The sequence below is a fragment of the Mycolicibacterium diernhoferi genome (assembly GCF_019456655.1).
GTDB classification, from domain to species: domain Bacteria; phylum Actinomycetota; class Actinomycetes; order Mycobacteriales; family Mycobacteriaceae; genus Mycobacterium; species Mycobacterium diernhoferi.
The window spans coordinates 5,384,111-5,397,794 of record NZ_CP080332.1; the positions used below are offsets into that span (position 1 = coordinate 5,384,111).

Consider the following 13,684-nt stretch of genomic DNA (forward strand, 5'->3'; position numbering starts at 1 on the left):
ACTGCCCTTCCCGTGCTGCGGCCCCATAGCCCGAAGGAGCACGAAACCCGCCAGTCGAAGTGGCAATCTTAACACTGTTTGCCCCCACTGGAGAAGTGTACGACGAAACTCGTACCGGGACAGTTGCGAAGGCGATTACTGCGCGGAGCGCTATGGTTGCTGAAGAAACTTCCCGTTATGCGATTGCCGATGTCCGCCAACTTTTACGGCCGGACCCATGAAGCCGTGCTCAAACTCCTTTGCCTCATCAATTACATTTCACAGATATGCCCTTTCGGGCGAGCCGATGGCACACAGCCAGGCAGAGTCTATTCGCCCCGCGAATCTCGGATTCAAAACCAAAAGACCGCCTGATGGGTAGCCTGAGCAGTACCGAATCCCAGACTCCCGTTGATTTCGATCACGAAGGGGACGATGACGTGGATCTGTTTGATGTAGTGCGGTCGTGCGCTCGCCGCTGGTACGTCTTCATTCCGCTGCTGGCAATCGTGAGCTGGATCAGCTACTCCACGTACAACGCGGCGCAAACGGTCTACTACTCGAACGCCGTCATAGGTCTGGCTGCCCCGAGCTCCCGCATCGACAATGCAGTACAAGGCATCCCGGTTCCGCGCAACGGACTTCTGGACGTCGGCGGCGCATCGCTGATCGCCAACATGACCGCACTCGGTCTCAGCGAGCCGGCCGTGATCGAAAAGGTCGTCGCGTCCGGCGGCATCCCCGACTACAACGCCCGGATGTTCCCGAGCCCGGCGAACATGCAGCAATTACCCCTGGTGATGATCGAGGCCACCGACGCCGACGAAGAAGCCGTGTCGCTCACGATCCAACTCGTATCCGCGCAAGCCGAGGAAACCTTGCGCACCTTGCAGCAACAAGCCCAGGTTCCCGAAGCGCAGATGGTTCGGCCCTTTGTGGTTTCACCCCCGAGCACACCGTACGGGGTAATGCCTTCACGCGCCCGCTCGACAATATCGATCTTCGTTGCCGGAGCCGGTTTGACGGTCGTGGCCACCGTGCTGCTGGACGTCCTCCTCTGCCGTATCCGCCGACGGCGCGAAACCGCACACGGGTCGACATCGATGACCGGAGGGCACAGCGCCGGAACACCGTCGACAAATGGACAGCCGAGTGGTGACGCCGAAGTGAACGAACATGACAGGGACACCAGTGAGCGCTTCCGAGTTGGCGACACCCGTCCGGACTGATCCTCCGGGGACCACAGCTGAGGGCGCCGGCACGGAGGATCGCCTGCCCTGGTTGCTCGGATTTCTCTGCGTTCTCATTACGGCCCTGCCGAGCTATGTGCTTCTTCCCGGGCCACTGAAGAGCAACGGCTCGCCGGCACGCATGATCGCCGTGGTGTTACTCGGATTGGTGATGCTCGGCTTCGTGCTGGTCCGCCGAACCGTGAAGGTTCGGCAAGTTCGGCCCGGCGTACTGATTCTGCTGATCTACTTCCTGTTGTGGCTCACGACCTTCGGAGTCGCGCTGGCTGACTTCACCCCTTTGCCGTCATCCTCGGCCACCGAGGCGAGCATGACTCGCAGTCTGATTGCCCTGACCGCGAACATCGGCTTGGGTCTCTACGTCGTCATGCGGGTCCGAACCCCCCGGCAACGCGACTTCGTGCTCGGATGCCTGCTGTGCGGAATGACTTTCGCGTGTCTGGTGGGCCTACTGCAGAGCGTCGCCGCCATCGACTTGCGGTTTCTCTTTCAGCCACCGGGATTTGTGGTCAACACCGACACCCTGTCCCTGGTTGAACGCGCGGGAGTCGAACGCGCTTTGGGTACGTCAGAACACGCAATCGAGTACTCCATCCTGACCGCGGCGACGGTACCTCTCGCCCTCTACTTCGCTCGTTACGCCCGCGTGCGCAATATCCGCATACTGTCGGCTGCCATCTGCGGCCTGGCGATCCTGACCGTGCCGACCGGAGTCTCCAGGACAGGCGTGATCGCCTTCGCCGGAGCACTGTTGCTCCTCATGTTCGCCCACACCGTGCGGCAGATCGCCACCGGACTCGTCGTCGGAGCCCTCGCCCTGGGCGGCTATATCGCCGCCTTTCCGAAGGTCGCGAATGCGCTGTGGCAGACGATCATCACGTCGGAAAAGGACCCGAGTGTTCTCTCCAGGACCGCGGACTACGCCACGGTCTCCGAAACCTTCCGCGCCCATCCGGTGTTCGGTCTGGGTCTCGGGGCATCACCGCCGGAAATCTACGGGTGGCTGGACAACGAATGGTTGCAAGCCATCGTGCAAGGCGGACTTTTCGGTGTCGCCGCGATGATCGTGCTCGCCGGCGGAGGTGTTTTCGGGATCGCTGCTGCATTGCGCCGTGCCTCGAATCAACGGGAGCGGTATCAAGGCTACGTGCTCGGGGCGATCTTGGTCGCGATACTGATCTCCAGCTTCACGTTCGACCTGTTCGGCTTCCAACAAGCAACGTTCTTGTTCTTCATCACCTTTGGTCTGTTGTGGTCCGGCTTCACGATCGACTCACCTGACCCGCGCCCGCAGGCGTGGCGAGCACGTCGCGGACCTAAGGCTGTGGCGACCTCAGACGGCCGGACAGCTTGACACCACGCATGCGGCGAGTCACCTTCCGCAGACCTGGGGCCAGGGGCGACATCTTGACGGTATTGACCACGGCGTGACGTCCACTGTGCAACATCCGCCGTGTGCTGCTGTTGGTGATGAACGCTCGGTGCACGGAGGTCCCGCCCGTACTCGCCCGACGCTTGTACTCATCGTAGCCGCGGCCGAGGTCGATGCGCCGAATGCCGAGTTCCGGTGCAGCGGCGATGACTTCACGCAGAAGTATCCAGCCCGGAGACAGCTGGGCGTACACGGGATCGTAAACCGGGAACCACCAGTGCAACACATGATCGGAGCGGATACCGAAATGGGCTGCCATCAAGCAATCGCCGATGTGCACGGTCGACAACACACCTCCGAACGCAGGTTCACGAGTGTGCAACAACCGGTGCATCAGCTGGATGTGGCCAGACTGCGCGAAGTAGTCCCGGCTGCCGGTTGCGCGGTACTGGTCTCTCTTCAATTCGATCAGCCGGGTGAGCCCGTCCTGATCGACGACATCGATCGCGAATCGTACTGGTCCATAGTCTCGTTCCGCTTTCGCGAGGCATCGGCGAGCCTCTTTCATCTTGTCCTTACCGCTACGCGAAGCCCGACCCAGGTAGTCGTCCAGCCCGCCCGAGGTGTCGATGCACGGTGACGGCTCGCTGGAGATGATGCACGGGTCGAAGTCGGGCCCCGGCCGAACCAAATGGTCGAACTCCACCACCCGCAGACCGTCCGCCAAGAGCTCGGCCGGCGAGGGCGCCCTGCCGGTGGCGAACACCGGCCCTTGAAAGTCCGCACCTGGCCAGCCCACAGGTTGCAGCACCGCACCCTGGCGGTGGCCTGGCAGCAACCCGGACACCGCGCCTGCACTGTCACGTACGACCACCACCGACACCGGCCGCCCGCTGGCTTGCACTGCCGCCGCGAATCCAGGATGGAAATAGGGGCTGTCCAACGCTGGGTTGTCGGCCCTGAGCTCGTGCCAGGCGTCGATCTCCTGGACGCTGAGTTCGGCAAATGGCACCAGCCGAGATCGGGCGCCGCCGCCGGGAGACGGGTTGGTCTCACCGGTCATGTCGGTAGCTCCTGCATTCGGCGTGATGGCTGGAACAGAGCCATGATCGAGGCGCGTGACGTGGGACGGCCGGCTATTGCGCGCATACCCTGGCCCACCGCTACGGCCACGAGGTAGCACGCCCCGTGCATCCGGTTATGCCGCCGTCGAAACAGTTCCACCTTGTTGACCGTCAGCATCGAGGCGAACATCGGCTTGGTTTCGGAGTCGCCCCCGACGTGTTCGAAGACTGCGGCCGGTTCGTACCAGGTGCACCATCCCTTGTCGGCCGCGCGCAGACAGTATTCGGTCTCCTCGCTGTAGAGCAGGAAGGACTCGTCCCACGGGCCGACGTCGAGAAACGCGGTCACCGAGAGCATCATCGCGGCCCCGGTCGCCCAAGACGTGACGCCCGGCTGCTCGTAGGCCCGAGGATCGGTGACCCGCTCCCCCAGCGCCCCCAACCGGCCGGCGAGCCCACCCGGCACCAGTGCTTCGACCAGCGCCCGGACCACAGTCGGTTTGCGGCGCAACGTATATTGTTGGCAACCATTCGGGTACAGCAGCCGCGGCACGACGATCCCTCGGCCGGACTGCCTCAGTGCCGAGGCCAGCACCTGCAACGTGTTGGGCGAGACGCGACAATCGGCGTTGAGCACGAGCACCGCGTCCAGGTGGGCCAGGTCCAGTGCGGCGATACCTGCGTTCACGCCCGCGGCGTACCCTGCATTCCGCCCGATTTCGGCGACGGTCACATCCAGATCTGCGAAATCCCTTGCAATCTGGCATGTTTCGTCTCGGGACGCATTGTCGGCGACCACGACGGCTGCCAACGGTGTGCCCTCGTCGGCCAGCGCACGCAGACAGTCGCCGAGCACGCCGGCGCTGTTGTATGTCACGATCACCACTGCCACCCGGGCCCAGCCCGCCGGTCGCACACTGGCCTCCTCCGGCACGATCAACCCCGCCAGCGTTTCGCCGCTCGCGCGGTGTTGTCCCGCGCTTGCCGGATGAGCGACGGGTCTGGATCGAGCACTCGGGCGGTCCAGGCTGCATCCATGTCATGACGCAGACTGGTCCGCGCCTGTATCCAGGCGTCCGGGCGGGCCCGCCCACCGTCGCTGGTGTAGACGCGGGACACTCCGGCGTTCCGCAGCCTGCGTAGGACATGTCGGTCGTAGGAGCCGAACGGAATCGCCACCCGCACCACGGGACTACCGGTGAGAGCAGTCAGTGTTCTCAGAGCGACTTCCATCTCCTCCCGGGCTTGCATATCGTCGATGCGGCGCCAGTCCCGGTGCGACCAGCCGTGTGAACCGATTGTCATCCCGGCACCCTGCAACTCCTGGACTCCGGCCTGGTCGACACGTCCAGGTGCCCCCAATTCACCGGCAAGCAAGAAGAACTCCGCGGTGAGGCCCCGCTCCAGCAGGCGCGGCAGCGCGATCTCCACATCAGATGCATTGCCGTCATCAAAGGTCAGGTGAGCATCCGACCTCCCCGCCACGGCATCGAGCATCTGCTCGAACTGCGCTGTACTGACCCAGGTCTGATCCTCGCCGCGGTCGAGTTGGCGCTTGGGAGTCCCGATCCCGTGGACGGTGATATTGGCGATCGAGTTGCCCAGGACTGCGGCTGATCGACTTGACCGACCGACTCTTCGTCGGACCGGGGATTCCCCCGTCGGCTCACACACGGGTCTGTATCCAAGGGCGCCACAGCGGCCGCGGTGGCAGCCGCAGCTTGCGCCGGAGCTTGAGGAACCACGCGCGATAGTAGACAAGGTCGAGTAGATCGGCCCAGGCGATCAGAAGCGTGCTTCTCCAGCGGGACACCCCGGATCTTCGGGTGGTGACGATTCGGCGTAGCGCGTGTTCCTCGGCTCCGAGCAGAACCTTGTGTTCGTAATGGCCGGGACCGCTTTCCACCGTTCGGTGTCCGCTTTCGATCAGGACCCGGAACTTCTCGACCACACTCACCCGGCCCAGGCCCAGCTTCTCCAGCTCTGGATCGGCGTCCCGGGCCGGCAGGCGCGAGTAGCACCGATCGCCGAGTACGAAGCCGTACTCGGCGGCCAGGACACGACCATCGCCGGCGAGCTCATAGAACCGAGCCCGTCCCGTCGCAGCCATGCGGGAAATGAGGTCCCGATTGAAGTCCGCGCTGCCCGGCCAGTCGCCGAAGTGGCCGAGCTTGCCCTTCGTGCGCCAGTACGTCGCGTGCAGAGTCTCGAAGCGGTCGAAGTATTCGACCGCCGCGTCGCCACTGATCGTTCGAAATGAGATGTCGGACCCGATGTTCAGTTTCCGCAGGTTGCGCCGGTGAGCCTTGCGTTGTGCACTGCTGAGGCTCTGGAGGTACAACTCGAAGTTTTCAGGGAGATTGAACACCGCATGGGGTCCATGGCTATCCGAACGCAGTGTCCTGAACTTCTGCCCATCCGCCGCCCGCTCGGCAGCCGCAACCGCGGGTGAGAGACCCGAAAGCGGAGACAGACTGACCGCATCGCACCGCGCGTCCTCGAAGAGGAGCTCGAAGGCTGCCTGTAGCACCGATTCTTCATAGCCCTTGGTGATCGCCGGGGTGAAGACCGGCAGGGTGGAGTCGGCCCCGACAAACCGGGCCAATCGCACCGGCACCGGCCCTGCCCAGACGCGGTGCACACCGAAGGGAAGCGCGCCGACCAAGTTTCCGTGCTCCCTGAAGACGAGCCCGTGAAAGGTCCGGCCGCGCCCGTAATGATGCCACCAGGCTTGTAGCCAGTCGACCGTGAAGTAGATGTCACTGCCGGTCAGTTCGACCAGGGCATCCCATTCAGCACGGATCCTGTCGAGATCATCCGGGCAACCGAGGCATTCGACGCTGAGGCCGGAGGCGTGAAGCCGGCCATCCCTCGCCGTTCCGCCGGCCACTCGGCTGCTCTCGTCTCGTTCCCAGCTACGGGCCTGGCCGGCGGTCAGCCGTTTGGCCAGCGCCATGCCCAGATATACAGCTGCATCGACGGCCGATCGTGGTCCGCCGACCGCCCGCATGACGGCGACCGCCGTGTTCGCGCCCGTGCTGTGCGCCCGCGCGGGCGAGCCATCTCGGGCCGGCGCCGAGAGTTCGACATTGCCTTTGTGACTGCGCCGCAGGATGGCAAGCAGGCTCTTGGCATCGGCGGGAGTTCTCACCACGGACGGCTCGGTCGGCACCACGACCTTCTCGTGGGCGGCGAACTGGTTGTCGATGAAGAAATCGTCGCCGGTCACCATCGGAAAGAAGCCGAACCGCTCGTGCCCAGCGGCACTGAGTCCGTACGCTCCCGCACCCCACATCGCCAGTTTGTGCTGCGGAAGTCGCTGGCGTGTCCGGTAATAACAGCGCACCACCGTGCTGGCGCCGTCGACGTCGTACCGACAGTCCGGGCGGGCCGCCAACACGTCGCCTTGTGCAAGCCGATCGAGGACCGCCAGAACCGAGGCCGGCGAGATCTGGATGTCGGCGTCCAGATACAGTCGCGGCCAGAGGGTGGCTGCCGTATCGCCGGCATTGAGTGCGGCAGGCTTCGACCCCTGGTCCAGTTCCAAGACCTGCACGCCGGGGATACTTCGCGCCACATCAGCGGTGCCGTCGGTGCACCCGTTGCACACCACGATCAGTTCGAAGAATCCCTCGGCTGCGCCCCGACTCAACGGGGACAGCGTGCGTTCGATCACCGCCGCCTCGTTGTACGCAGGGACGATCACCGCGCCGCGCCGACGTGCCCCCGAAACCTGGTTCAGCGGATCAGGATTCACAATCGCCCCGGTTTGCGCCAACACGCTAACCACGGGCCCGCCACTCCCCCATGTCGCCCTCCTCGACGCGCGCGCCCCATCGATCCCCCCGCGCGCTCAGCACCAGTGTGCAGGATTGTAGAGCCGCTGTGGCCAACTTCATAGACTTTGCTTGACCGGAGAAGAACCTCCAAAATGCACGGAGACCCCGCTCGGACCCGGGGTCCGTTCGACGCCATCCGCAACTTGGCGAGTTCATGTCAGCTACCAGCGGATTCGGGCAGGAGTCATGTGAATTCGCAACGACTCTGACATTCTCCTCAGCTGCGCACGCTTCGCCGCGACGCGGACAGACCGGCTATCCATTCTTCGTAGCTGTCCACCGCCGCGGCAGCCGACAGGAACGCCTCGCTGTAGCGTCGACCCGCCTGGCCCAGCTGCGTGGCGAGCGAACGATCTGCGCCAAGCCGGACCGCCTCGTTCAACAGCAGATCCGGCTGATCCGGCCGCACCCGGATGCCCGCCCCGGAAGCCGTGATCTCCTGAGCGGTGAACCCTGCCTTGTCGCTCGCGGCAAGGATCGGTCGACCCGCCTTGAAATAGGACGTGAGCTTGCTCGGCACGGCCATCTGCGCGACCCCAGGTCGTTCGTTCACCAACAGTATGTCGGCGGCCCCGAGGGCGGCGGGAAACTCTTCGTCACTGACCGGAGGCAGGAACTCGAGCGCGCGAACCCCGGCGCCGATCGCCTGGAGGTGTACGCGCTGATTGCCGTCGCCCAGTAGGACGAATCGGACCGGGCTGTGTGTACGGCTCGCCAAACCGGCAGCGGCGACCACATTTTCCAATCCCTGCTTGTAGCCCATGTTTCCGGCATGCAGAACCACCACTTCGTCGATCCCCCACCCGTGTGCCGCACGGAAGGCGGAACTGGCCACGGGATCCGGAGCGCAGATGTGAGTCCAGTTCCGGATCTCGCGGATGCGATGCGCACCCACCCCGAGATGCCGGACATCGGCCGCGAACCCCGCATGAATGACCACGACCCCATCGGCGAACCTGAAGGCCGCCGACTCGATTGCGCGCACCGCACCGGCAGAGAGTCCTGACGCCGCGCCGGTCTCCGTGACCCCCCGGCTGTACAGATCCTGCACCACCATGCCGATGGCAGGTCGCGGCCAGGTCAAGCGGGCCCGGACAGTTGCCATTGCGACCGCCAGCAAGGGTGGCGTGACGCACACGACGACATCCGGTCGACCCCATCGAGTGCTCAACAGTTGCAGGCCGAAGGTGACCTCCATGGCCGCTCGGCCAGACCAGGAAAGGCGTTTCGGCACCGTGTGGCTGAGCCGGACCACCGGTACGCCGTCGACATGCTCGGCAGAGCGGAATCCAGACGTGTTCTCGGCGCGCTTCCATTGTGGGTAGTGCGGGAAACCGGTCAGGACCCGTACGTCGTGGCCGCGCTCGGCCAGACCGAGTGCGAGGCCGGTCGTATAGGGGGCGATCCCGGTCGGCTCCGGGGCATAGTTGATCCCCAGTATCGCAACTCTCACCGCTTGACGGGACACCCTTCGAGCGTAATTGCACGCGTGCCCACCGTCAGGCTGTCACTCGACAACACGACGGTGGACGATGACGAATCTTCCACTAGGCAAACAACTCTTGTCTCATCTGTGCACAGCGCGCCTGCTCACCACCCGGGTGCCGCGGGCCCGCCGGCGAATTCTCAGCTTGTTACAACACTTTGCCGCCCGGACACAGCAAAACGCCCTACACTCGCTGATATGCCCGATCGGCCCCCACAGAGGCCGATCAACACAACACTGAAGCCATCGAGAATGCCCGTACGGCGCACTGCGATACGCCAACGGCAACCCGGTCCACCACCGCACCCGACTGACGCCACAACGACATTGGATTCCCATGAAGCGGACCCGCCACGACGACGTCGAACCTTCATACCGCGGATGCGGCCACTGCGACGGGAACACCGCAGATGCGGGCTAAACCACCACCACCGCCACTCATCGAGGTGCGCACCATCCGGTTTCGCAGGCCCGTCGCGCTCATCGTCATTTCGCTGCTCGTCATGTCCGGCACGCTCACGGCGTGCCAAGATGCTGGTGTCACCGAGCAACGCGCGAGCGAGGTAACCCAGTACGGCATCACCTGGAAGTTCGACCGTGATTACCCCGTCGGCCAGTTCATCACCGGTGACTGGTGGGTCATCGGCCCTGTGAACGTCGTGTCCGTCACGCCGGAGCCGGGGCCGGCCCCGCCGGCCGAAGTCACCGACCTCGGCCTCAATCAGTGGGACGACAGCGGCCTGCAGGACAACAGAGAGCGGCGCAACGGATCGATGGTGGTGATGGACGTCGGTCCGGCTCAGGGCTATGACTCCCGCGGAACCACCTATGACGCAGCCACATCCATCACCTTCCCCTATGAACTGGAGGCCGATCGATCCCTCATCTCTTCGATCAGCGAGGTCTCCACGCCGAACACCGCGATGTACGCAGACCTGATGTGGTCCTCGGAGAAAGAATCCGGCAACGTGATGAAGACAGCGGCAGTGCTGACCAGTCTGTCCGAGACGCCGCCGGCGGATGCCTTCCGGCCGAGCTATGTCGGGGCCGACAAAGAGATCTTTCGCGCCTCCGGCCTCAATTGGGATCTTCTCCAGAACCTTCCCGTAGACGCCACGAAATACCCGGTACCCTCGTTCGCGCAGTACGAGCGTTACCTCGAGCGACCCTGGCTGGACCACCTGAACGGTGCATGGGAGGGTCAGTGGCTCCTACCCGTCGAGAACCAGCCTTCTTACGGTCGGGAGATCGCTCGTATCGTGGGCTCCGCGTCGCTGCTGCTCAACACCGACGCCTCCCAAGATCAGAAGCGGCGTCTGCTCTACCGACTCGTCCAGTACGGCATCGACCTGCACGGCATGGTCCGGCTCGGCGCAGTGTTCAACGAAGGTGGCGGCGTCACCAGCGGGCGCAAGTGGCCTATCTTGTTCGCCGGCCTCATGCTCGGCGACCCCGCCTTCATCCCAGATCCGCGGGGCACGGTCTTCCATGAGGACGCCCAGACCTACTATGGCCGGGGCTGGTATGGCCAGCACGCGCTCTGGCAGATGGTGTGGCATCACGGACCACGCCAGCCCTACCAGGAGAAGCCGCCCAGCGAATGGGACGAGTGGGATCAAACATCTGAGGACTACCGGATCTGTTGCACCGTGCGCGCCTGGGTCGGCCAGGGGCTCGCGGCGCTGTTGATGAAAGCCAAAGTCGAATGGAACCACAATGCGTTCTTCGACAACATCGACGACTGGATGCGCAAGACGGACCAGTATGCCGCCGACCGGCAGGGCCACGAGCGTCCTCCCGAGGAGACGACCAGCTTCGATCCGTTCGTCGATGCGTTCTGGGATCTCCATCGCAACAACGTGCCGGCGCAACGCGACGGGCCGACCGACCTCAAATGGGACGTCAATGCGACCGACGACTTGAAGTGGGTCTCCAATCCAGCGATGTGACGGCGGCGAGGAATCGCGCGCCGGCCCTACCGGACCGGGTGGGGCTCAGCCGCAGCAGTTCTGGACCGAGGCGCAGTCGCCGAAGCAACATCCGCCGCACACCTTCGTGCGGGCGCACTTCGCGACCCATCACGAACATCCGGCCATGCGCGCCACCTGACGGCTGGTCGATAAGCGCCTGGATCATCGGGTACACGGCCTCGGGCGGTTGTCCGCTTGCGCTCATGCCGGTTCGAGTTCGGCCCGGATTGAACTCGTTCACCAGTACGTTCGGGTACCGGACACGCTCGATCTCGGTGGCGATGCCACGGACCAATGCGTGCACTGCCCCTTTCGACACGGCATAGGCGCAGTCGCCGGCCCGAGGGCTCTGATCGGCCAAGGAACCCACAACGATGACGCGACCGACCCTTCGGGCCAACATGCCCGGCAGCACGGCGCGAACTGCGTTGGCCACCCCGAGCACGTTGACCTGAATCGTCGCTTCGAAGCTGCTGGGACTCTGATCCAGGAAATTCAGTCGCGGGTGGACAGCCGCGTTCGCAATCAGAATGTCGACCGGACCCTACTGCTTCTCGACTTCGCCGAACACGGCATCACACTGGCGGGCATCGCCCACGTCGAGGCTGAACGGGGTGATGTCGGGATGGGCCTGTGCGGACTCGGTCAAGGTGTCCATCCGCGGACCGAGGATCGCAACTCGGTAACCTGCCGTCGCTAGCCCGTGCGCCACGGCACGACCGATGCCGCTACCGCCACCGGTGACTGCTGCGACCCGGATCTGGTGGTGCGCAAATGAATCGAGGGAGATGCGCGGATCAGGGAAGGTGTCGGCCCGCTCGATCGAATCAGCCGACACGGTGCGGTCTCGCTTCGTCGTTCATTCGGCCCACAAGTGCCTCGGCGATCCGCAGAGCATTCGCGGCGACTGTCAGGGCCGGATTGGTCGAACCGGAAGATGGCAAGGTCGCGGCATCCGCCACCACGACGTTGGACAGCCCCCACACCCGGCCCTGGGAGTCGGTCACCGATTCTGCCGGATCGACCCCCATCCGACAGGTCCCCATCGGATGTCCCCAATTCGGAGTCGCCAACTGGCTGAGGAAGAACGGCCGGAGACGGTGCAGGCGCTCTCGGATCACACGCCGCGATCGCTCTGAACGTTCGCGCAGCTCAGCCGAAACGTCATACCTGAAACGGATTCGTTCAGGATGGCTCGAATCCTCCCACACACGGTTACCCGGGTATGCGTAGTCTTCCTGCACCGTAGCGAACGTCGCGGCCGCGCCCAGATACCGCGCGGCAATGGCCGCCGGAACTCGAAGGGCCTCCAGGCCCACACCGAGCCAACCGAAACCGAGTCGTTCCGCCTCGCCGCGCAGAAAAGACGCGATCGGCGCGGCTCCCACCCGCATCGCCATCGACTGGACTTCGCCCCCTTCGCAGAGGTCACGGATGGCCAATGTCTTCTGCGGCCCATAGTTCGGGACCTGATGCGGCACACGCAGACCGAGGATGTCGGTTACGTGGAACATCAGTCCCCTCCCCAGCATCGGCGGCGGGAATCCGTCGCGCCACAACCCGCTCGATCGCGCGAGGATGAGAGGCGTGTTCAAAGCGCCGGCAGCGAGAACCACGGTCCGCGCCAGGCGGACCCGGTCGGCCCCATCGGCGGCCCCAGGCCCCCCTTCCCGGCTGATGACCAGCACACCGTCCGGTACAGGCTCAAGTCTGACGACCGTCTCTTCTGGGTAGACGAGAGCACCGCAGGTCTCCGCTTTCTGCAGCGCCCGGTTGTAACCGTCCGCCTTACAGGCACGCGGACACGCATCTCCCAGGCACTCGGAACAACCAGGGAGGTAGTCGATCCCGACATGCAGGCGGTATGGATGAAGTCCGGCCTCCCGCATCGCACGCACCAGCGCCGTGTCACGGGGGCCGAGTGGCGGCGGCGAACGCAGCATCGCATCATCATCGGCGTCTAGCGGATCCGGCGTCCCAGCGATCCGCAGCATCTTCTCCATACGTGCGTAGAATGGCCTGAACTCGTCGTACTCGAATGGCCATTCCCGGGGTAACGCGCCTGGTGGCCGCAGCGGTGCAAAGTCCGATCGCCGATAGCGGGACAGAGCCGCGCCATAGACGGTCGAGGAACCACCCGGTCCGATGCCGAGGACGGCAGCCATGGGCGTCGCCGATCGACCTCGGCCCGTCTCACGCATCAGCGGTACGGGCCACCGGCCTACGCGAGGCAACGGGTGTCCAATGAGCCTAGCTATGAGCTTTCGCCGCATAGTCGGCCCGGGCTCCGGTTCCTGCAATCGCGACCGGCCGCATTCGATCACCCCGACCGAGTACCCCGCCTCACCTACCGCGAGCGCCGAAACGCTGCCCGCCAGCCCTCCCCCGACGACGATCACGTCGAGCGTCTCTGTCACCCGGTCATCCACGGTCACACCGCAACTGGGCCGGACGTTCATGACGGCACCACAACCGGGCGTGGCTTCTCGGAAACCCCTGGCTCTGTCATGTGCTCCCCCTTGGTCCCAGGCGGCGGATGATCGGCGTTCCATGCGCCTCAGATCAAGTGATCATCTTTGCTTTTCATCTACGTATCAGTGTGGCGCTTGACAGGAGATTTGACAGCGCTTTCCCGGAACTCGCAAACACATTGATCTTGTAATATCAACTGCACGAGGAATTTTGGCGTCGGATTCCCGGTCCGGCAACCTCGCGAGCCGCCGG

General features: G+C 64.3%; 9 protein-coding genes and 1 pseudogene. 3 read left to right on the forward strand and 7 right to left on the reverse strand.

Features of this window, described 5'->3' with window-relative positions; all coding sequences use genetic code 11:
* The first annotated feature begins 353 nt into the window (after positions 1-353).
* Both K0O62_RS25570 and K0O62_RS25575 read left to right on the forward strand, forming a co-directional pair.
* Positions 354-1,208: a hypothetical protein gene (locus tag K0O62_RS25570; RefSeq protein WP_234800118.1), complete on the forward strand. Its 855-nt coding sequence runs from the start codon at positions 354-356 to the stop codon at positions 1,206-1,208.
* Positions 1,171-2,583: an O-antigen ligase family protein gene (locus K0O62_RS25575; RefSeq protein ID WP_234800119.1), complete on the forward strand. Its 1,413-nt coding sequence runs from the start codon at positions 1,171-1,173 to the stop codon at positions 2,581-2,583. Before K0O62_RS25570 ends, K0O62_RS25575 begins: the two co-directional genes overlap by 38 nt.
* On the opposite strand, the gene K0O62_RS25580 is transcribed toward K0O62_RS25575, so the two are convergent.
* From K0O62_RS25580 to K0O62_RS25600, 5 genes are all read right to left on the reverse strand, one after another.
* Complete coding sequence (locus tag K0O62_RS25580; protein ID WP_073856739.1) at positions 2,546-3,664, reverse strand: GNAT family N-acetyltransferase; 1,119 nt, start codon at positions 3,662-3,664, stop codon at positions 2,546-2,548. The two genes, K0O62_RS25575 and K0O62_RS25580, sit on opposite strands and share 38 nt — an antisense overlap.
* A complete protein-coding gene (locus K0O62_RS25585; protein WP_234800130.1) occupies positions 3,661-4,599 on the reverse strand; it encodes a glycosyltransferase family 2 protein in 939 nt (312 codons plus the stop codon). Before K0O62_RS25585 ends, K0O62_RS25580 begins: the two co-directional genes overlap by 4 nt.
* 2 nt (positions 4,600-4,601) lie before the next feature.
* Complete coding sequence (locus K0O62_RS25590; protein WP_234800120.1) at positions 4,602-5,150, reverse strand: polysaccharide deacetylase family protein; 549 nt, start codon at positions 5,148-5,150, stop codon at positions 4,602-4,604.
* Positions 5,151-5,331: 181 nt separating this feature from the next.
* On the reverse strand, positions 5,332-7,446 hold the full coding sequence (locus K0O62_RS25595; RefSeq protein WP_234803653.1) for a GNAT family N-acetyltransferase: 2,115 nt from the start codon (positions 7,444-7,446) through the stop codon (positions 5,332-5,334).
* Positions 7,447-7,721: 275 nt separating this feature from the next.
* A complete protein-coding gene (locus K0O62_RS25600; RefSeq protein ID WP_234800122.1) occupies positions 7,722-8,972 on the reverse strand; it encodes a glycosyltransferase family 4 protein in 1,251 nt (416 codons plus the stop codon).
* A 464-nt stretch (positions 8,973-9,436) separates the two neighbouring features.
* Here K0O62_RS25600 and K0O62_RS25605 point away from each other — a divergent pair, with 464 nt between their 5' ends.
* The gene (locus tag K0O62_RS25605) at positions 9,437-10,939 is read left to right on the forward strand and encodes a hypothetical protein (RefSeq protein WP_234800123.1); all 1,503 of its coding nucleotides are present in this window, start codon (positions 9,437-9,439) and stop codon (positions 10,937-10,939) included.
* Here the strand turns inward: K0O62_RS25605 and K0O62_RS25610 are convergent.
* Both K0O62_RS25610 and K0O62_RS25615 read right to left on the reverse strand, forming a co-directional pair.
* A pseudogene (locus K0O62_RS25610) lies at positions 10,893-11,798 on the reverse strand (SDR family oxidoreductase). The gene K0O62_RS25605 and the pseudogene K0O62_RS25610 sit on opposite strands and share 47 nt — an antisense overlap.
* Entirely contained in the window at positions 11,788-13,512 is a 1,725-nt protein-coding gene (locus K0O62_RS25615) for a GMC oxidoreductase (protein WP_308214462.1), read from the reverse strand. Before K0O62_RS25615 ends, K0O62_RS25610 begins: the two are co-directional and overlap by 11 nt.
* Between the last annotated feature and the right edge of the window lie 172 nt (positions 13,513-13,684).

Coding starts and splice junctions, on each gene's coding strand:
- K0O62_RS25570 (WP_234800118.1), top strand. CDS start 354: ATGGGTAGCCTGAGCAGTACCGAATCCCAGACTCCCGTTGATTTCGAT.
- K0O62_RS25580 (WP_073856739.1), bottom strand. CDS start 3,664: ATGACCGGTGAGACCAACCCGTCTCCCGGCGGCGGCGCCCGATCTCGG.
- K0O62_RS25615 (WP_308214462.1), bottom strand. CDS start 13,512: ATGGAACGCCGATCATCCGCCGCCTGGGACCAAGGGGGAGCACATGAC.